The organism is Corynebacterium falsenii (assembly GCF_020099275.1).
GTDB lineage: Bacteria > Actinomycetota > Actinomycetes > Mycobacteriales > Mycobacteriaceae > Corynebacterium > Corynebacterium falsenii.
The window spans coordinates 2,173,484-2,193,871 of record NZ_CP083646.1 but is presented as its reverse complement, the minus strand read 5'-3'; the positions used below and the strand labels follow the sequence as shown (position 1 = coordinate 2,193,871).

14 protein-coding genes are annotated in these 20,388 nt (G+C 63.2%); 7 read left to right on the top strand and 7 right to left on the bottom strand.

Going from position 1 to position 20,388, the window contains the following annotated elements; translation table 11 throughout:
- The first annotated feature begins 68 nt into the window (after positions 1 to 68).
- On the top strand, positions 69 to 743 hold the full coding sequence (gene tatB, locus LA343_RS09475; protein ID WP_025403090.1) for a Sec-independent protein translocase protein TatB: 675 nt from the start codon (positions 69 to 71) through the stop codon (positions 741 to 743).
- A gap of 47 nt (positions 744 to 790) precedes the next feature.
- Here tatB and LA343_RS09470 read toward each other — a convergent pair whose 3' ends face one another.
- The 3 genes from LA343_RS09470 to LA343_RS09460 form a co-directional block, all read right to left on the bottom strand.
- Entirely contained in the window at positions 791 to 1,921 is a 1,131-nt protein-coding gene (locus LA343_RS09470; RefSeq protein WP_025403089.1) for an Mrp/NBP35 family ATP-binding protein, read from the bottom strand.
- A gap of 133 nt (positions 1,922 to 2,054) precedes the next feature.
- Positions 2,055 to 2,636: a DUF1003 domain-containing protein gene (locus LA343_RS09465; protein WP_025403088.1), complete on the bottom strand. Its 582-nt coding sequence runs from the start codon at positions 2,634 to 2,636 to the stop codon at positions 2,055 to 2,057.
- 7 nt (positions 2,637 to 2,643) lie between these two features.
- Entirely contained in the window at positions 2,644 to 3,975 is a 1,332-nt protein-coding gene (locus LA343_RS09460; protein WP_025403087.1) for a magnesium transporter MgtE N-terminal domain-containing protein, read from the bottom strand.
- Between the two features lie 133 nt (positions 3,976 to 4,108).
- Here LA343_RS09460 and LA343_RS09455 point away from each other — a divergent pair, with 133 nt between their 5' ends.
- Both LA343_RS09455 and LA343_RS09450 read left to right on the top strand, forming a co-directional pair.
- Complete coding sequence (locus tag LA343_RS09455; RefSeq protein WP_224208528.1) at positions 4,109 to 4,318, top strand: hypothetical protein; 210 nt, start codon at positions 4,109 to 4,111, stop codon at positions 4,316 to 4,318.
- Positions 4,319 to 4,476: 158 nt separating this feature from the next.
- A complete protein-coding gene (locus LA343_RS09450) occupies positions 4,477 to 5,070 on the top strand; it encodes a hypothetical protein (RefSeq protein ID WP_025403085.1) in 594 nt (197 codons plus the stop codon).
- Positions 5,071 to 5,170: 100 nt separating this feature from the next.
- Here the strand turns inward: LA343_RS09450 and LA343_RS09445 are convergent, their stop codons facing one another.
- The 3 genes from LA343_RS09445 to LA343_RS09435 form a co-directional block, all read right to left on the bottom strand.
- Positions 5,171 to 8,893, bottom strand: coding sequence for a multifunctional oxoglutarate decarboxylase/oxoglutarate dehydrogenase thiamine pyrophosphate-binding subunit/dihydrolipoyllysine-residue succinyltransferase subunit (locus LA343_RS09445; RefSeq protein WP_025403084.1), 3,723 nt, complete (start codon positions 8,891 to 8,893; stop codon positions 5,171 to 5,173).
- 220 nt (positions 8,894 to 9,113) lie between these two features.
- Positions 9,114 to 12,608, bottom strand: coding sequence for an ABC transporter ATP-binding protein (locus LA343_RS09440; protein WP_052337568.1), 3,495 nt, complete (start codon positions 12,606 to 12,608; stop codon positions 9,114 to 9,116).
- 27 nt (positions 12,609 to 12,635) lie between these two features.
- On the bottom strand, positions 12,636 to 13,388 hold the full coding sequence (locus tag LA343_RS09435) for a hypothetical protein (RefSeq protein WP_025403082.1): 753 nt from the start codon (positions 13,386 to 13,388) through the stop codon (positions 12,636 to 12,638).
- A 53-nt stretch (positions 13,389 to 13,441) separates the two neighbouring features.
- Here LA343_RS09435 and LA343_RS09430 point away from each other — a divergent pair, with 53 nt between their 5' ends.
- Together LA343_RS09430 and LA343_RS09425 are read left to right on the top strand one after the other, a co-directional pair.
- The gene (locus LA343_RS09430) at positions 13,442 to 14,956 is read left to right on the top strand and encodes a carboxylesterase/lipase family protein (protein ID WP_039911490.1); all 1,515 of its coding nucleotides are present in this window, start codon (positions 13,442 to 13,444) and stop codon (positions 14,954 to 14,956) included.
- A 206-nt stretch (positions 14,957 to 15,162) separates the two neighbouring features.
- Positions 15,163 to 16,011 (top strand): hypothetical protein, encoded by an 849-nt coding sequence (locus tag LA343_RS09425; RefSeq protein ID WP_025403080.1) that lies wholly within the window; start codon positions 15,163 to 15,165, stop codon positions 16,009 to 16,011.
- Here LA343_RS09425 and LA343_RS09420 read toward each other — a convergent pair.
- Positions 16,008 to 16,430, bottom strand: coding sequence for a hypothetical protein (locus LA343_RS09420; RefSeq protein ID WP_025403079.1), 423 nt, complete (start codon positions 16,428 to 16,430; stop codon positions 16,008 to 16,010). The two genes, LA343_RS09425 and LA343_RS09420, sit on opposite strands and share 4 nt — an antisense overlap.
- Positions 16,431 to 16,664: 234 nt before the next feature.
- Here LA343_RS09420 and LA343_RS09415 point away from each other — a divergent pair, with 234 nt between their 5' ends.
- Positions 16,665 to 17,969, top strand: coding sequence for an NAD(P)/FAD-dependent oxidoreductase (locus tag LA343_RS09415; protein ID WP_025403078.1), 1,305 nt, complete (start codon positions 16,665 to 16,667; stop codon positions 17,967 to 17,969).
- Positions 17,970 to 18,080: 111 nt separating this feature from the next.
- Positions 18,081 to 20,294 (top strand): DEAD/DEAH box helicase, encoded by a 2,214-nt coding sequence (locus tag LA343_RS09410; protein WP_025403077.1) that lies wholly within the window; start codon positions 18,081 to 18,083, stop codon positions 20,292 to 20,294.
- Positions 20,295 to 20,388 lie beyond the last annotated feature (94 nt).

Sequence of the window (20,388 nt, the reverse complement as noted above, 5' to 3'; positions counted from 1 at the left end):
CACTCCGGATTCAGCAGTTCGTGAGCCTTGGTGAGCGCAGTGTGGCATGAGTGGGATAGGTTAGTTACGTGTTTTCGAATGTTGGTTGGGGAGAAATCCTCGTACTTCTCATCGTCGGTCTGCTGTTGATCGGACCGGAGCGTCTGCCGGGCCTCATCAAGGAGGTTCGCGCGGTGCTACTCGCGGCCCGCAACGCCGTGACCCAGGCGCGTGAGCAGCTCGATGGGGAGTTGGGCGAGGACTTCAAGGAGTTCTCTAAGCCCCTGCGCGAGCTCAACAACGTCCGCCAGATGGGTGCCAGGGGATTCATCACCAAGACCCTCCTCGACGGCGACGATTCCTTCCTCACCCCGTTCACCGAGACCAGGGATGATCTGAAAGCCACGGTCGATTCAGTTCGACGCCCTCAGGATGCCCTCAAGGCAAGGGCGTCGTCGGAGTCGAAGGCGCTGCCGAGCTCCACGGATAACGCCGCGAGCGCCGCAGGGAGCGCCAGCACCGCCGAAGGCGAGGGCGTGGAAGTAGCCCAGCAGGCGGATATGGGCGAATCCCGCATTCAGGACGAACTGCCGGTGGAAACGGCTGCTCAAGAGCTCACAGAGGGTGGCGCGGCCGCGCAGGAGCCAGCCAAGAGCGCGAGCGGTAACGATTCCAGCCCCACCATGGCACAGGGTCTCGGTCAAGATCTCAGTGAGAAAAAGAACCAGTCCGGCCCCACATTGAGCTGGGACGACGTTCTGTAGCGACTCCGAAGTAGCCACTTCCCATATGGAAAGGGCCGCCCTCGGCGTTACTTCCGGGTCACGCCCAAGTTCAGGCTCTTGCCCGCCAAGGAGCTGCGGCGCAAAGCCAGGTGATCCGCGATTCCGCCGAAAGCGATCGCTGCCGCGGAGTTCGGCTCCGACAGGGCAATGGGGTTGCCCAGGTCTCCGCCGATGCGCAGGTTGGGATCGAGGGGGATCTGCCCCAGCAGCGGCACCTTCGCACCACTGATCTTGCTCAGACGATCCGCGACGAACTGGCCGCCACCGCTGCCGAAGACCTCCATGCGGGTGCCGTCCGGCATCTCCATCCAGCTCATGTTCTCGATGACACCACCGATGCGCTGACGGGTCTGCTGCGCAATGGAGCCTGCCCGCTCCGCCACCTCGGCTGCTGCGGCTTGGGGCGTCGTGACAATGAGAAGTTCAGCGTTGGGGACCAACTGTGCCACCGAGATGGCCACGTCACCGGTGCCCGGGGGAAGGTCCAGCAGGAGGATGTCGACGTCGCCCCAGAAGACGTCCCCGAGGAACTGCTGGATCGCGCGGTGCAGCATGGGGCCGCGCCACACGACGGGGGAGTTGTCACCCAGGAAGTGGCCGATGGAGATGAGCTTCACGCCGTGGCTGATGAGTGGCATGATCATCTCGTCGACCTGGTGGGGCTTGTCCGTGGAGCCCATGAGGCCGGGGATGGAGTGGCCGTAGATGTCGGCATCCACGATGCCGACCTTGAGGCCGCGCTTGGCCAGGGAAATCGCCAGGTTGACGGTCACGGAGGACTTGCCCACGCCGCCCTTGCCGGACGCCACCGCGAACACGCGCGTGGTGGAATCAGGCTGGGCGAAGGGGATAACGGGGTCGGCGGAATCGCCGCGAACCTTCTGGCGGATCTCGCGGCGCTGCTCGTCGCTCATCACGTCGGTGGTGACGGTAACGGTCTCCACGCCGGCGACGGATTCCGCGGCCTCGCGAGTCTTCTCCGTCAAGTGATTCTTCATCGGGCAACCGGCGATAGTGAGGTAGATTTCTACCGCCACGTTGCCACCGTCGATCTCGATGGATTTCACCATGCCGAGATCTGTGATGGATCGGTTGAGCTCGGGATCCTCTACGCGGGATAGCGCGCTGCGAACAGCGGATTCAGAAACTTGGGACATGATGATGTCCAGTGTAACGCACGCGGAGACAACGATTTTTCATCGCGTTCCGCTGTGCCAGGCTGGGTACTCGCCTGCGCCTGCTCGGGCACCTCCCTGAGGGGCTGGCCAGGGACCTAGCCGTGAGAACGACCTACACGTTGGTCCGAGAGTCGGAGTCTGCCGCAGCCTTGTCTGCCGCGGCTTCGTCCTCTTCCAGCTGTGCTTCCTCATCGCGGCGCTGATCGTCCAGCTTGTCCTCAATGCGCTGCAGCAGATCGCTCAGATCCTCCAGCTCGTGGCGCAGGTAATCGCGGGTGACCGTCTCACCTACGGCAACGCGCACGCTGGCGAGTTCGCGGGCGAGGAACTCCGTGTCCGCTTTCGTCTCGGCGGCGCGGCGGCGATCCTCCTCCAGCGAGATCCGGTCGCGGTCATCCTGGCGATTCTGTGCCAACAGAATCAGAGGCGCGGCGTAGGCGGCCTGCGTGGAGAACGCGAGGTTGAGCAGGATGAACGGGTACGGATCCCAGTTCCACCAGAAACCACCGACGTTGAGCAGGATCCACGCGATCACGATGATCGTCTGATAGAACAGGTACTTTCCTGTGCCGAGGAAGCGGGCGATGCTTTCGGCAACGCGCCCCACGCTGTCGCCGTCGAGGTTGACGCGCTTCTTGCGGCGAGTGGCATCGGTTGGGGTGTCCAACGCGGTGCGCTTGTAGCTCATTGGCATGTGTCTTCTACCCCTTCAGGTTCTTCACTGTGGTCGCGTCGGTTGCTGTGGCTGTGCTCGTTGCACTGGCAGGTACCGGCTCGTCGCGGCGCCAGTCCTCCTCGCGCCAGTCCTCCGGCAGCAGGTGGTCGATGAGGTCATCCACGCTCACCGCGCCCAGCAGGTGGTCATCGGCATCGAGCACGGGGCCGCACACGAGGTTGTACGTGGCGAAGTACCGCGCGGCGGTCTCGTGGGTGTCCTCGGCGAACAGCGCCGGAAGCTCCAAATCGAGGATGCCGCCGACCAGCGATGATGGGGGCTCGCGCAGCAGTTTTTGAAGGTGTACGCACCCCAGGTACTTACCCGTGGGGGTGGCTTGGGGCGGCCGGACCACGAAGATCATGGACGCCAAACTGGTCGGCAGCTCCGGGTTACGGCAATGGGCCAACGCCTCAGCCACTGTGGCTTGTGGCGTCAAAATAATAGGTTCCGGGGTCATCAGACCACCCACGGTGTCGGGCGAGAAAGACATCAGGCGGCGAACCGGCTCGGATTCCTCGGGGTCCATGAGCTCCAGCAGCACGTCGGACTGGTTATCCGGCAGCTCGGAGAGCACGTCCGCGGCGTCATCGGGGTCCATCTCCTCGAGCACGTCTGCGGCGCGCTCGATGTTGAGGTGGCTCAGGACCTCCGCCTGGTCGTCGTCCGGCATCTCGGCGAGCACGTCGGCCAGCAGGCTATCGTCCAGCTCTGCGGCGATTTCGTTGCGCTTCTCGTCGCTCATGTCGCTCAGGGCATTGGCCACGTCGGCGCTGCGCATCGTTTTGAAGCTGGCGATGAGCTCGGCGTTTTGGTCCACGGCGCCCGTGCCGGAGGCGTGAAGGCCCTGGATGTGCTCCAGCGGCAGCACCACCATGTTTGTTCGGCGGCCTAGGCGGCCACGCTGTGCCACGGCGACGTTGCGGATGCCCCATTCGCGCGTGCGTCCACGGCTGAGCTCCACGTCGATGATTTCCACGGCCTTGCCGTGCAGCTCGGGGTGTTTGGGATCGTCCGTGTGCACCTTCGCGCCCACGAGGTCATCCATCACGCTGAGCTCGCCGGAGCGGGACTTAAACGGGCGGAGGTTGACCGAGCTGGACACGGTGGTCACCTCCGTGGAGGTGATGTTCGCGATGCGGAGCATGGGCAGGAAGATCTTGCGTTTGTTGGAGATCTCCACCACAAGGCCCAGGGCAGTGGCCTTGTCGCCGTTGATGGTGACCACGACATCGCGCACGCGTCCCACGGTTTCGCCGTCAGGTCCTAGCATCACCAGCCCTGCTAGTCGGCCTGCATACACACGGTTATTCGTCATGGTTTATTAGGTTACTTTATGGTTCCAGATTCGCACCTCAGAGGTGCGCTGCAGGGGCTGTGGGCACACGTGGGCCGGGAGCGGATGCTTGTCGCAGGCTCGATCGCCCGGTTCGGTGGGTAAGATGTGTCGCATGCGAGTTTTGGGACGTCTCATTGCCGGGGGCCTGGTTGGCTTCGCCGTGATCCTCTTTGCGATCGGCCATTCGCAGTGGCCGGCGCACGCGGTGGCGGCCGTGGTGTCGGTTCTGGCGGTGGTGTTGGGATCCCGCCGGGGAGCCGGGTTGTGGAACGTGGTCCCCCTCATCGCACTGGTCGTGGTGTTTTTCGTGTCGTGGTTCTAGCGCTCAGCGGTGGTTGCTGTCGCTTGATATTCGACGCCCAACCGCGCCCACATCATCACTCCGCCTGTCGGGCAACCAGGTGGGGTGTCACGACAGCCGAACGACGGTAGAACAACGGCGCAATAGCTCAGAGACAACGATAGGAGATCAAGGAGACAATGAACCTCAAGCGCACACTCACCGCGAGCGTCCTTGCTTTGGGGGCCGTGGCGGTGAGCGCCGGGGTCGGGGCTTGTGCTTCCGCACCGGAACAGGAGCTGGTGCTAGGGGTGCCCGAGATCTCCGCGGGGGGCGTGCCGATGCCCGAGTCGGTGGAGGCGAAGTTGGAGAAGCGCTATCACGATGCGCTGGAGAGCCCGGACGTTGCCGTGGCCACGGAGACCATCGCCCCGTCCGAGCGCGTGGACGATATCAGAGGGGGAGCGGTGGACGTCACCTTCGGCTGCGTGGGCGAGCTCCTCGAGCAGCTGGACGCCACGAAGGCCGACCAGCTCAAACAGCTGTATGCGCAGAAGAAGAACCCGGATCCGGCGAAGTGGCGAGATATCGTGCACTCCTCAATGCTGGGCTCGCTTCCTGCGGACGTGGGTGCCTCCGATCCGGGGATTTCCCAGCCGTGCCCGAGTGATGGCCTGCCGCAGAACCTCGTTGCGCTGTACAACAAGGAGGCCATCGACCGTTGGGACCGCACTGATTTGAACAACATCGCAGGTGGGGTGACGGATAAGATGATCGGCGTTAAGAAAGACTAAGACGCGTAGAGGGCCCCGGTATTTTACCGGGGCCCTCGCTCGTGGTGCTTGCAGCGCTCACCGCGCTTACCGCGCTCGGTGGAGCGCGGGAAGTTGAGGCTTACTTCTCGAATGCTTCCTCGAGCAGCTGCTTCTGCTCGAGCTGGTGCACCTTCGCAACACCCGTTGCCGTGGAGGACTGGGCGCGGCGGGAGACGCGCTTCAGCTTCAGGCCGGGGATAACCTCAGGCAGCTGCAGTGCCAGGAAGGGCCAGGGGCCCTGGTTGGCGGGCTCGTCCTGAACCCAACGCACCTCAGCGTTCGGGTAGTTATCCAGGGCATCCTTGATGCGGTTGTGGGGGATGGGGTGCAGCATCTCCACGCGGACGATGGCAACATCATCGCGCTTGTCAGCCTGACGCTTCTTCTCCAGATCCCAGTAGATCTTGCCGGAGCACATGAGGACGTACTTGATGTCCTCGTTCTTGCCGGACTGGTTCGGATCGTCAATGACGGACTGGAACTTCTTCACCTCGGTGAAGTCTTCCACGGAGGAGACCGCAGCCTTGTTGCGCAGCATCGACTTCGGGGTGAAGACGATCAGCGGGCGCTTGAGGCTACCCAGTGCGTGGCGGCGCAGCAGGTGGAAGTAGTTTGCCGGGGTGGAAGGCTGAGCGATCGTCCAGGTGCCCTCGGCGGACATCATGAGGAAGCGCTCGATGCGGGCCGAGGAGTGGTCCGGGCCCTGGCCTTCGTAGCCGTGCGGGAGCAGCAGCACGAGGCTGGAGATCTGGCCCCACTTGGCCTCACCGGAGGAGATGTACTCGTCGATGATCGTCTGGCCGCCGTTGGCGAAGTCGCCGAATTGTGCCTCCCAAGCAACGAGAGCATCCTGGTTACCCACGGAGTAGCCGTACTCGAAGCCAATGCCTGCGAACTCGGTCAGCGGGGTGTTGTAGGCATCGAAGCGGCCACCCTTGCCGGCCTCCTCAGCAAGCACCTGCAGCGGGTTGTAGATGTCGTGATCCTCGTGATCGAAGAGCACGGCGTGGCGCTGGGTGAAGGTACCGCGCAGGGAATCCTCACCGGCCAGGCGCACCAGCTTGCCGCCCTCGACGAGGGAGCCGAAGGCCAGCAGCTCGGCAAAGCCCCAGTCGATGTGACCCTTGCGGGACATCTCGTGGCGGCGCTTGATCACCGGAGCCACACGCGGGTGCGGGGTGAAGTAATCCGGCACGTCGAAGAACAGATCGCCGATCTTCTCGACTAGCTCGCGGTTGACCGAGGTGTCCAGACCGTGCGGCAGCTCCTGGGAGCTGGTGATGCCGCTCTGCTCCTTGGGCTTGGCACCCTTTTCCGCCTCGCGCACTTCGTTAAACACAGCCTCCAGCTGATCGTGGAAGTCACGCTTGACCTTCTCAGCGTCCTCTTCGGACAGGTCACCGCGGCCGATGAGAGCCTCGGTGTACTGGTCACGAGAGGTGGGCAGGTCGGTGATGATCTTGTACATCAGCGGCTGGGTCATCGACGGATCGTCGGCCTCGTTGTGACCGCGGCGGCGGTAGGTGAAAAGGTCGATGAACACGTCCTTGCCGAAGCGGTTGCGGTAGTCCACAGCCAGCTGAGCAACCCACACCACGGCCTCCGGGTCGTCGCCGTTGACGTGGAACACGGGGCAGTCAAAGCCCTTGGCGAGGTCGGTGGCGTAGTAGGTGGAACGGCCGGCATCCGGCGTAGTGGTGAAGCCGATCTGGTTGTTGACCACGATGTGAACAGTGCCGCCCACGGAGTAGGCGTTCAGCTTGCTCATGTTGATGGTTTCCTGAACCACACCCAGGCCGGCGAACGCCGCATCGCCGTGCAGCAGCAGCGGCATGACGGTGTGGTGGCCACCCAGCAGATCGTCCTTGGCGCGGGCGATACCTTCCATCACCGGGTTGACAGCCTCTAGGTGGGAGGGGTTGGCAGCCAGGGTGATGTCGATTTCGCCGTCGCCGAACATCTGGTGGTAGTGGCCCTTCTGGCCCAAGTGGTACTTCACGTCGCCGGAACCACCAGCGGCGCCCGGGTCGGGGTTGCCCTCGAACTCGGTGAAGATCTTGGAGTAGGGCTTGCCCACAACGTTCGCCAGAACGTTGAGGCGGCCACGGTGAGCCATACCGATGACGACCTCGTCGAGGCCTGCGCCGGCGGCGCGGTCGATGGCGGCATCCATCATCGGGATGAGGGTCTCAGCACCCTCCAGGGAGAAGCGCTTCTGGCCCACGTACTTGGTCTGCAGGAAGTTCTCGAACGCCTCGGCGGAGTTGAGCTTCTGCAAGATGTACTTCTGCTCGGCCTGGGTGAATTTCGGCTGGCCACCCTCGATGCGCTCCTGGAGCCACAGACGCTCCTCGGAGTCCATCACGTGGGTGTATTCCGAACCGACCTTGAGGGTGTAGGCCTTGCGCAGAGTCTTGAGGACCTCGCGCAGGGTCATGGTTTCGCGTCCTGCGAAACCGCCAACGTGGAAGGTGCGGTCGAAGTCCCACAGGGTCAGGCCGTGGGTCTCGATGTTGAGGTCAGAGTGATCCGGGCGGGGCAGACCAGGCTGAACCCAGTGCAGCGGGTTGATGTCCGCGATGAGGTGACCGCGGGAGCGGTAGGACTCGATGAGCTGCATAACGCGGGTGGACTTGTCCACGCCGATGTTCGGCAGATCCTGCGACCAACGCACGGGTGCGTAGGGCACGCGCATGGCCTGGAAGATCTCATCCCAGAACTCGTCGTTGATGAGCAGGCGGCTCATCGTGCGCAGGAACTCGCCGGACTCTGCGCCCTGGATGATGCGGTGATCGTAGGTCGAGGTGATGGTCACCAGCTTGCCGATGCCCATTTCGCCCAGGCGATCCTCGGATGCACCGGCGAACTCTGCCGGGTAATCCATAGATCCGACGCCAATAATCGCGCCCTGGCCCTTAGTCAGGCGAGGGACTGAGAGACGGGTGCCGATGCCACCGGGGTTAGTCAGCGAGATCGTCACGCCGGAGAAATCGTCCATCGTGAGCTTGCCCTCGCGGCCACGGCGGACGACGTCCTCGTACTTGTCCACGAACTGGTCGAAGCTAAGGGTCTCGGATTCCTTAATGGCGGCAACCACGAGGGAGCGGTTGCCGTTCTTGCCGACCAGGTCGATGGCCAGGCCCAGGTTGATGTGCTCCGGGGTCACCAGGGTGGGCTTGTTGTCCACCAAGGCGTAGGAGTTGTTCATATCCGGGTGGGCCTTGACGGCCTTCACCAGTGCCCAACCGATGATGTGGGTGAAGCTAATCTTGCCACCGCCGCGAGCCTTGAGGGTCTCGTTGATCATCGAGCGGTTCTCGAACATCAGCTTGGCGGGCATGTCGCGCACGGAGGTCGCGGTGGGGATCTCCAGCGAGATGTCCATGTTCTTCACGACGGCCTTGGCGGCACCACGAATGGGGTGTTCGCCAGGTTCGGGAGCCTCGACGGGTGCCTTGGGTGCGGGCGGGGCGTTGCGCTTCGGTGTGGGGTTCACCCGATTCTCCTTCTTGGTGTTCTCAGCATTCTGGGCATTCTGGGAACCACGAGCGCTGGTGCCCTTGGTGCTGGCACCCCGGGTTGCGCTGGAGTTTGCCTTCGATGCCCGTGCTTCGGCTGCCTTCTTAGGTGCCGGAGCCTCAGGAGCTGCGGAAACGATATCGCCGGACGAATCGCTTTCAGCGGGTGCGTTGTTAGCAAAGTACTTACGCCAGTCTGCGTCCACAGACTCGGGGTCTGCCTTATACTGCTGGTACATCTGGTCGACCAGCCATTCGTTTTGACCGAAATTCGCGCTGCTCACAGCAGGTCCTCGCCTCTTTTCTTCATGACTTCAGTCTCGCCGTCCCACCCTACTACAAACGCGCACGCGACTGATGGTGCGGTCGCGGCGTGCGGTGAGCTCCGAGAAGCCCGATGAGCTCCGCTGTGCTCCGCTGAGCACCGAGGCGCTCCGATGCGCTAGGTGAGGTGGCACTGAGTGTCGTTTTTGTGTGTGTAGTTTTTCTGACTTGATCTTTTATCTACGTTACGTCGGATTCCGCTATCGTGCTCGAACCGGTGTTGTCCGTTGCTTTCCACAATCGCGCGTACTCCCCATTTCGTTCCACCAACTCCGCGTGCGTTCCAGTTTCGACGATCTGGCCGTGCTCCATCACCACGATGTGGTCGGCAGTCTGGGCAGTCTTGAGCGTGTGAGCCACGATGAGGGCCGTGCGCCCCTGCGCCGCCGCCCGCAGCGCCGCGATGACGGTCTCCTCCTCCTCGTCGGAGAGGTGGGCCGTGGCTTCGTCGAGGAGCATCACCGCTGGTTGGATCAGTTCCGCGCGAGCCAGGGCAACGATGTGCTGCTGGCCGGCCGACAGGGCTGGGTGCCCAGGCCCCACTGGTGCGTCGACGCCTCCGGGTATCGTGCTGATGACCGCGCTCCCGCCGATCCGATCGATGGCGGCGAGGATGTCGTCCCTGGCGGCGTCGGGTCGACCATAAGCGATGTTGCTGGCAACAGTGCCCGCGAATAGGTGTGGCTCCTGCGGGGCGGTGCCGATGCGGCCGCGCCAGCTGGGGACGGTGAATCTTCTGATTGTAGATCCATCGGCGGTGACGCGGCCGGACTGCGGATCCATGAAACGGGCGACGAGGCGCACGACGGTGGACTTACCCGCGCCTGTTGCCCCCACAATGGCGGTGACGCCAGTGAAGGTGTGCGTGAGGTCGATGGTGGGTCGGCTCATTGAGGGTATCTCGGTCGCGGCAGACTCAGCAGGCTCAGCAGATTCAGGAGAGTTCCCGCCGTAGCTAAAGCGCACGCCATCGAAGCTGATAGCGGGCTGGGAGCCCACCCGATCGGTCGTGGCCGGCACCGCGCCGGGTTCCGACACGACGGACGGGGAGTGGGAGAGGAACTCCTCGATGCGCTCCACGCTTACGCTTGCCTGCTGGAACTGATCGAAGATCTGCGAGAGCTGCTGGATCGGCCCGAAGAACATTGTGAGGTACAGGCTGAACGCGATGACCGCACCCTGGGTCGTGTCGCCGCGGGCCACCAGCGAGGTCCCCACGGCCAGGATCGTGGCCTGCGCGAGCTGAGTGAGCAGGTTCACGCCGGGGAAGTACAGGCTCACGGCCGACTGAGCCAGCGTGCGCAGCCGCACGTAGCCGGCGGATTGTGTACGCAGCCGCCGCTCCACCACGGGGCCGTAGTTATAAGCCTGGGTGGTCGGCAAAGCCGTCAGAGCCTCCTGGAAGGTGGCGTTGACTTCCGAGACTTGGGCGCGGGCGCGTCGATACAGCCGCGAGGAAATCCGCCGGAAGATCCACGTGGCGATGACGATGGCCGGCACGAAGGCCAAGACGATGGCCGTGAGCGTGAGGTCAGTGGCGAAGAGCATGACGGTGATGCCCACCAGCATCGTAACCGACGCGATCGTTTGAGACAGCCCCGATTGCAAGAACGACGACAACGTGTCGATGTCCGTGGTCAGGCGCGTCATGATCTTGCCCGCAGGCCGCGATTGGAACCAGGTGAGATCCATCGACTGCATGTGCCGGAACATCCGCGTGCGCAGCGCGAAGAGGAGCCGCTCGCCGGTGAGGGTGGTGAGGATCGCGTTGGCGCTCATCGCCGCCCAGCTCACGAGCACCACGCCCAGGGCGATGAGGCAGGTGGTGACGAGAACCCGGACGTTACCCGCGGACACGCCTGCGTCGAGGGCATGGCGCACAAACGCGGGTAGGGCAATGTCCGCCGCGGAGGACAGCAGCAATGTGCCCACCACGAGCGCAATGAGCACCGGCGCCATCCGCAGCAGCGCCCGCAGGCTGAACCTGCCCTCGAACTCATCCACGCGCGGGTCGATGCTGTACGCCGGGGCAGTGGGGATCCAGTCGGTCGGCACTGCAGTCTTAAAACTGGCCGCGGCTTCCTGCTCTTGCTCCTCTGCCTGCTCCTGCAACGGAGCCGCAGGTAGGTCAATGAACCGATCGATGTCCCACCCGGCAGGGGTATCGCGGTGACTGATGTACACCACCGTCGGCCGGCCCACTTCCGCCCGAAGATTCCGCAAAATCCGCTGCTCGGTGGTGGAGTCGATGGCTGAGGTGGCGTCGTCGAAAACAATAAAACCAGGGGAACGCAGCAACGCCCGCGCCAGTGCGATGCGCTGCCGCTGACCACCCGAGAGGGTGAGCCCGCGCGGGCCCACGACCGTGCCGAGGCCACCGGCCTCCGTGATGAACTCATCGGCGCAGGCCAGGCGGGCGGCGCGCCAGACTTCGTCGTCGGTGGCGGGGTAGCCCAGGCGGATGTTCTCGGCGATGGTGGCGGAAAACAGGAATGGCTGGTCGAACACGAGCACCGGGCGGTCCTCGGGGCGCAGGTCGAGCAGCGGGGTGCCGTCGGGGAGGGTGAGGTGGGCGGCGTCGTTCGCATCTACCCCCGAGATGGCGTGGGCGAAGCGTGTTTTACCCGACGCCACCGGCCCGCGAACCATCACCGATTCGCCGGCCGTGATGTCGACCTCGATCGGCGGGGTGCCGGGGGCGACCGGAACGGTCCCACGGATGCCGTAGGCCCCGGAGCGCTGTTCGGTTCCGACCGGGCGCGGCGGCGCATCGATGAGCTCGAAGACGCGATCCACGCTCGGCGCGGTGGTGTGCAGCGACACGAGCATGCCCGCGGCCAGGCGGCTGAGCCTTGCCAACATCGTCACGTACGTGGCGACCGCGAGGAACTCACCGGCGGAGATGCGTCCGTGGAACACCAGCCAGCCACCCACCGCAATCGTGGCGACCATCGCGATGTTGGGGATGGAGGACAGCGCGGGCTGGAACCTTGCAGTCAGCCGGGCGACGAGCATATTGATGGAAAACTGCGTGCGCGCCAGGGCGGTGTAGGTGGCCTGCTCGCGCGGCTCCTGGGCGAAGCTCTTGACGACGTGGGCGCCGGTGACGACTTGCTCGACCTCCGAGGCGACCTCGGCGGCCTGCTGTTTCGACCAGCGGGATGGCTCGTACAACGCGGTGCGGGAGAGGTAGGCGACCCACAGCAAAATGGGGATGTGCAGGCTCACCACGATGGCGATGGGCCAGGACATCCACCAGATCACGCCGAGGATGAGCACGAGCTCCAGCACGGATCCGGACATCAGCGGCAACATGACCAGCGTGGTGTTGATCTGGTTGAGATCGGAGATGGACCGGGAGATCACCTGACCGGTGGCCAGGGTGCCACTGGATGAGTTCACCGAATTGTTGACGCCCGAAAACATCCGCATCCGCAGCATGTGCTGGGCCCGCACGGAAAACGTACCGGAGAGGAAGCGACGGCCGCCCTGAAAGAAGAACCGCGCGACTGCGGCGGCGATGAGGCCGGTGATGGCGCCGTTGCGGCCGTCGAGGGCACCGCCCGCGAAGAGAGGAAGGGCGATCTCCACCGCGGGCATGAGAACAGAAAACACCACGACCGCGGCGAAGATCCATGGGTGCCTCGCGGCGGCGAGGGCGACGATTCTGCGCACGGCGTGGTGTGTGGTGGGCGGGTGGTGTTAGTTGGTGGACTCGGTGGACTCGCTGGCCCCGGTGCGGTTCAGCTCGTCGACGAAGGCGTGAACCTGCTTGATCATTCCATCCGCGATAGTACGGTTGGCCTTGCCACCGAGGACGGCGCCGATGCCGAAGGGGAGCAGCTTGCCGAAAATCGACCGGCCGAAGCGGCGGCGAACCTGCTTGAAGGCGAAGCGGCCGAGGATGCTGTTGACCTGGACCATGTCCTTGCCCTTGACCTTGGTGAGGCCGCGGAGGGACTTCACGCCGGCGAGGGCGTTTTCCTCCGTGAGGGCGCTGATAAGGTCCTTGCCGGTGGCGCCGGAAACGGCGATGAGCACGATGGTCTTGCGGTGCTCCTCGTCCGAGATGTCCAGGCCGTGCAGCTTGGCGGAAGCCAGGGCATACAAGGAGCACACCTCGAGCAGAGCGACGGACTCACCGGCGATGCCTGCCAGAGACATCATGGTGCCGATGCCGGGAACGGCGGCGAGGCCGCCGGTGCCCACGCCGGAGCCGGTGGCGATGGTGCGGAAGCGCTTGTCCAGGGCCTCCTGGTGCTCGAACACGGACTTACCCGGGTTCTTGTCCTGCAGCTTCTTAACGTAGGACTCGATGACGGGAGCTTGAACCTTCACCGCGCGGTCGACACCAGTGAAGAAGCGGCCTGCGATGGGGCCACTGGGGTAGGACGACCTATCGGTGAGGTCACGACTGGACTGATCGTCCTTTTCTTTCTTTGAGAACAAAGCCATAGGCGCACAATAGAGCACGACTGCGAAAAACATTTAGTTTTACACTGGTGAGCGTGAGTACAGCAGATCCCCTCGAAGTCGAGACAGATGGCGGCACTCTCGCCGGAGTCCGCGTCAATGGGGTTCGCACGTGGCGCGGAGTTCCCTACGGAACCGCCGAACGCTGGAAGCGCCCGGTCCGTGTGCAGTGGAAGGGAGTGTGGCCTGCCGAGGACTATGGGCCCGTGGCTCCCCAGACCACGTACACTTGGAAAGACGAGGTTGTGGGCAACGAAGACTGCCTTAACCTGGATGTGGTGCGGCCGGATACCGATGAACAACTGCCGGTTGTGGTGTATCTGCACGGCGGGGGATTTTTCGCCGGGGCATCACACACTGCTGTGCTGCGGGGATTTAACTTCTCTAAGGAACTCAACGTTGTCTACGTTGCGGTGAACTTTCGCCTTGGGGTGCTGGGGTACCTAGACATGAGTGCGCTGGGCGCTGGCGATTCGGACACGTGCGAGCCGAACCCTGCTGTGCACGATCACCTCGCCGCGCTGCGGTGGGTACAGCGCAACATCGCGGAGTTCGGAGGGGACCCGGATAACGTCACCGTGATGGGGGAATCGGCCGGCGGTTCCGCTGCCGCGGTGCTCATGGCGGTTCCGGAAGCGGAGGGGCTGTTCCACCGGGCGATTGTGCAGTCGGCGCCGGTGATGACCGTTCATTCACCCGAGCAGTCCACCGTGTGGGCGAGGAAGCTGGCTCAGTACGCAGGGCTTGTCCCTAGGACGTGCTCGATCGCCGACCTTCGAGCATTGCCGGTGTCCGACCTGGTGCGCGCAGGCCAGCAGATGCTCTGGCGCGGCGGGGGCTTACGCGAGCTCAACCCGTGCTTCGGCACGGCTGTGGATGGCAAGACCCTGCCGGAGGGGCCGCTGCACCAATTTCAACACGGCCACCAGCACAAGATGCCGCTGCTCATTGGCACGAATAACGATGAACTATCGGCGGCGCAGATGCTGTATCTCACGAAGTCGACGAGGGCGCGGGCGGCGCGAACGATGCTCAACGCGCACGATCCCGTGCTGGCCTCCGAGATTGAGCGGGCGTATGGCGACTTGGGTGAGCGCGGCTCGTTCGCGCTGATGCTCACCGATGCGATCTTCTGGGCACAGTCGGTGCGACTGGCCGAGCTGCACAGCACGACCGGTGCGGGGGTGTGGATGTACCGGTTCGATTACGCCCCGGCGCTGCTGCGCAAGCTGGGCGTGGGGGCCATGCACTCGATGGAGCTATCGGCGCTGTTTGGGGATTCGCAATCGTCGAAGGCGCGGATCTTGCTGGGTAAGGAGCAAAACATTGTGACCACCCACATGCAAAGTGCGTGGCGGGACTTCGTGTGGGGCCAAGATCCCGGATGGCAGCATTACCACGCGCTGAGCCGGGCTACGCGAATCTTCGAGTTGGAGCCGCACACAGTCAATGATCCGCGCCGGGAGTTTCGCCTGTTGTGGAAGGATTTCGCGATGCGTGGCTGGGTGGGTGAGGAAAGCTCGATTGCCATGCCGCGGCCGGGGCGTTAGCCGACTGGCACGTGCGTTGCTGAGTGTGTGGCTGAGCATGTACTTGAGTGTGTGCCTGAAAGGGATGTGTACCAGCAGTGACAGCTTGCCCGCACCGGGTTAGCATTGCGTCCACACGCAGAATCGGGCGCAACACAGTAGCCTGAAGGCGTACCGTTAGTCAGCCAATCATGAGCAGGGGAAGACCCCCAAGAGGAGACACTAGCGTGGGATTTTACGAAGATCTGGCAGAAGCTTTGGATCGGGAGGGGATCGAATCCCGCGTGAACGACGATATTTTGTTCGTTCCCATCGCTCCTGAACTGGAAGTGCAGTTTCATGAGATTGACGCGCCGGGCATGGCTCCTAGCCTGGCCGCCGCCAATGTTTTTCTCGCGAGCCCTGATGATGACCTCGAGGATGATCACGAGCCTGCGTTCGTGAGCGTGGTGTTCTCCGTCGATGCTGCGGTGGCTGAGGTTGCCAAGCACGTCACGACGGATCAGATCGTCACTGTGCTCCACGAACTCCTCGAGGGGAACGACGAGCGCGTGGCTGACCTGGAGTTCTCTCAGGATCCGGTGGAGCCATTGCTGGTCCACGCGGAGGTGGGAACGTCCTCGAGCCTGGAGGTTCAGCTGGTCGCAGCCGATACCGTTCCCGAGGCTCACGTGACCTTCACGACGTTTGGTCAGGAGTTCGAGGACATCGTTGATCAGGCGATCAGCGAGATCTGGGACGACGATTCGGATGTGTCGGAGTACGACCGCGAAGTCATCCTGCGCAACGTTGTTTTCGACGCCGCAGAGACCACCAGTGAAGTTCTGGAACTGGGGACGTTTACTGACTTTGACCAGCTCTTCGATGTCATCGCCGCCGCCCAGGTCTTGGCGGAGCAGTGGGAGGAAATGCTCGTACCACTGGACGATTACTTCGACGAGGACGATGACGACTTCGACCCTGAGTTTGACCCCGAGCTTGATGATGACTTCGACGTCGACGAAGAAGACGACGACCGAGACAGCGGTGACTGGGACAACGACGATGACGAGTTCGAGGAAGAGGCCCGGCGCTAGGCTGCCCAATCCTCCTCGGAGGGATTTCGGCGAAGATCGCTACTGCTCATGAGCGCATTCCAAGTGCTTTCACGCGCTTGATCGTCGGTGGCCACCCACGCGCCCCTAGTGATGTCCGCAAGCATCCACCGCGCCTGCTCCCGCAGCCACTGAGGGTACTCGGCGGTCAGGGTCACCAAGAACAGGTCATCATCCGGCGGGGGAGTGTGTGCCAGCCGCTCCCACATGAGTGGTGAGATTCGGCGGCGCGAGACATGCACAACGAGTTTCTCCCCGCCTACGGAGAGCTCGAGGCTTGGTGCCCGCCATCCCGGGGTGATGCGGATGCGACTGCGCGGGTGGCGCAGCATGGCGGTGGCTTGCGCAGCCATGGTGGCGAGGTCTTTGAGGTGATAGGTGGCGGAATTGAGCTGAGCCATTGGGGCTACTCCCTTCGGATGTGGAACCTTGTTCGCGCCTCACGCTAGACACCAGTGTGGACACACACGTTCGATAACAACCGAGTTTAGAACAAAAATTCGAAAGCGTTTTTACGAACCGTGCATTATCTCCATGCGATAGCATGTTTTCGTTGCCGAGTAGACGGCTGAGTACAACAGGTCAGTGAACGAATCGATGTGCACCGCAGTCGTGCGCGGGGAGAGCGAAGTCAGATGAGCGACGTTGCGGTAATCGGCGGCGGACTAGCAGGATTGGCAGCAGCTCGAACGCTGCGCCGCGCGGGCTACCGATGCACGGTGTTCGAAGCCGCGGACACCGTTGGTGGCCGCATCCGCTCTGAAAAATTCGACGACATCACCGTGGACAACGGCCTGCAGCTCATGAACGCTTGGTACCCCGCGGTCAAGGAACTCCTCCAGCCCGGCGAGTACGCAGCCCTTAACCTCAAGCCGTTCAGACCTGCGTTCCAGACGCTCACGGACAAGGGACTCGCGATGTTCTGCGATCCCATCCGCGCCCCGCACCTCATCCCGCCCTTCATGCGCTCAAAGTTCGGCTCGGCGCTCTCTGTCCGCGATATGTTCGGCATGCGCAAGTGGATGACCTCCGAGATTAAGCACCGCTCCAGCCTAGAGATGCGCAAGATCCGCCCGTCTCGGGTAGCTCGAGATGTCTCCGTCTCCGAATCTCTCGACGATTTCGGCATCAACCGCCAGATGCGCAAGCTCGTCCTCGATCCGCTGATCGAGGCCTTCCTCTTCGACCCGCACGGTGAGTCGTCGGCGATTTTCGCCAAGTGGATGCTCGCTTCTCTGCTGCGCGGCACTTTGGCCGTCCCGGATAACGGCATGGGTGAACTGAGCGCCACGATGGGCCGCATCCCGGGCGCTCGCATTGAGCTTAACTCCGAGGTTACGAACGTGAAGGATTCCACCGATGGTGTGGATATCCACGTCGGTGGCAGTGGACTCATCGAGCGCTTCCCCTATGCGATCGTCGCCGTGGATCCGGCGGTGGAATCCCGGTTCGTCTCGCTGCCGCAGCCGGCGTCGAATGATGTGGCGACCTGGTGGTTCGTCAGCGATGATCCCATTAGCGACAATCCCATGATCGTGGTCGATGGCGCCCGCCGCACCCCGATCTCGGCGGCAACTGAGCTGACCGCAGCCGCGCCGTCGTACGCACCCGAGCGGCACCTTGTGGCTGCGAACGTGGTGGCGAAGAAGGAAGCCGAGCTGCCCTCGGACGAGGACATGAAGGGGCATCTGGGCACCCTGTTTGGCGTGGACTCTTCCGGTTGGGAGCTGGTCACGCGCCAGTTTATCGCCGACGCCATTCCGGTCATTCCACCTCAGCGGCGCACGCCTGCTGGCAAGCTTCTTCACGCGGGGGAGTTCATCGGTGAGCGCACGGTGGTGGCGGGTTCGCAGCATGCGACTCCCACGATCGACGGGGCGTTGCGCAGCGGTCAGCAGGCGGCGAAGGCGATCATCAAGCGGCTAGAGAATACTGAGTAGCGCCGGCGTAGCGCTGAGGTAGTGCCGACGGGTTCTTCTGCGGGGTCGATTGCGGCCGCGCCACACCGGTGGAGTCGCTTTATTCGTTCGCTGGGCGTAGGCTGGTTCGCAATGAGTGATACTGAAAACGTCACCGGCGACGTAAACATGCCGGTTAATGACGAGTCGGTATCTCAGAATGAACTGCAGGGAGAGGGAAGCGCGAACGCCCCTCTTGATGTGACTGATGTGCTGGGGGAGAACCCCCAAGTGACTGGTGAGGCAGTGGAGTCTGAGAACGCCGAAACGCAAGTTCCAGAGACAGAAGAAGAAGACAACAACGGGGGTGAGACTCAGCGCGTGAATGACAGCGTAGCTGAGGAGACCAACGGACCATCATTCGATGGCCTCGGTCTGCCAGACAACGTTCTTGAGGCCGTCAAGAAGGTCGGCTTCGAGGTACCCTCCCCGATTCAAGCAGAGACCATTCCGGTGCTCATGGAAGGCCACGACGTGGTCGGCCTTGCGCAGACCGGTACCGGCAAGACCGCGGCGTTTGCGCTGCCGATCTTGTCCCGCATTGACGTATCGAAGCGTCACCCGCAGGCACTCGTGCTTGCCCCGACCCGCGAGCTAGCGCTGCAGGTCGCAGAGAGCTTCCAATCCTTCTCCGAGCACCTCGGAGGCGTGCATGTGCTGCCGATCTACGGCGGCCAGGCTTACGGCGTGCAGCTGTCCGGGCTGCGCCGCGGCGCCCACATCGTCGTGGGTACTCCGGGCCGCGTTATTGACCACCTGAAGAAGGGCAGCCTGGATATCTCCGAGCTGCGCTTCATGGTGCTCGATGAGGCCGACGAGATGCTCAACATGGGCTTCCAGGAAGACGTTGAGCGCATTCTGGAAGACACCCCCGCAGAGAAGCAGGTAGCCCTGTTCTCCGCAACGATGCCTGCGGGTATCCGCCGCCTGTCGAAGCAGTACCTCAAGGATCCGCAGGAGATCACGGTCAAGGCTTCCCAGCGCACCAGCGAGAACATCGAGCAGGATTACCTGCTGGTGAATCACCGCAACAAGCTGGACGCACTGACCCGCATCCTCGAGGTCACTGAGTTCGAGGCGATGATCATGTTCGTGCGCACGAAGAACGAGACCGAGGAGCTGGCCGAGCGCCTGCGTGCCCGCGGTTTCAATGCTGCTGCGATCAATGGCGACATCCCGCAGAACCTCCGTGAGCGCACCGTTGACCAGCTCAAGGACGGCCGGTTGGACATCCTCGTGGCGACCGACGTGGCCGCTCGCGGCTTGGATGTGGATCGCATCACGCACGTGTTCAACTACGACATTCCGCACGATACGGAAAGCTACGTGCACCGCATCGGTCGCACCGGCCGCGCTGGACGTTCCGGCCGGGCGATCCTGTTCGTGACGCCGCGCGAGCGCCGTCTGCTCAAGGCCATCGAGAAGGCAACGAAGTCTCGCCTCAACGAAATTGAGCTGCCGACCGTCGAAGCCGTCAATGAGGCCCGCAAGGAGAAGTTCCGCGACACCCTCACGGAATCCCTGGGCGACGAACAGCTGGGCGTGTTCCGTCAGCTCGTGAAGGACTACGGCGAGCACAATGACGTGGAGATGGCAGACATCGCCGCAGCATTGGCAGCGCAGATCCAGGCTGGCGAGGACTTCCTCATGAAGGAGCAGCCCAAGGCTGAGCGCCCACGCCGTAACCGCGAGGATCGCTACGGCGATGACAACCGCTCCGGCGGCGGCGCCTACAAGCCCTTTGACGAGCGCTTCAACAAGGAGGCTCCGAAGGTCACGGACCGCAACGGCAATGAGCTCGCTGTTTACCGGTTATCCGTGGGGCACCGCCAGCGCGTGCGTCCGGGTGCCATCGTGGGTGCCTTGGCCAACGAGGGCGGGTTGAACTCGCGCGACTTCGGCCGCATCAATATCTTCGCCGAGCACTCCCTGGTGGAGCTTCCCGCAGATCTGCCGAAGGAAGTGTTCCAGGCGCTCGATCAGACTCGCGTGTCCGGCCAGCTCATCAATATTGAGCCTGATCCGGGTGCACCGGAGGGCCGACCGGGTTCGCACAAGCGTCGCAACGATCGCCACGACAGGCACGACCGCCATGACCGCGGTGACCGTCGAGATCGCCGGGATGACCGCGGAGGCCGTGATTACCGTGGCGACCGTGGGGATCGTGGCGGCTTCCGTGGCCGTGGTCACGACCGGGATGATCGGGGAGGCCGCGGCGGTGGTTTCCGCAGCAACTCTCGCTCTCAGCGGGGCGATCACCGAGGCGACAACCGCGGTGGGGTTCGCGGAGGCCGTAAGAACTACTAAATAGTTTCTGCTGAAAGCGCACAGCAGAGGGCGGGGTGGGCACGATCGTTATCGTGCCCACCCCGCCTTTCGTATGGAATTGTTAAGGGTGGTT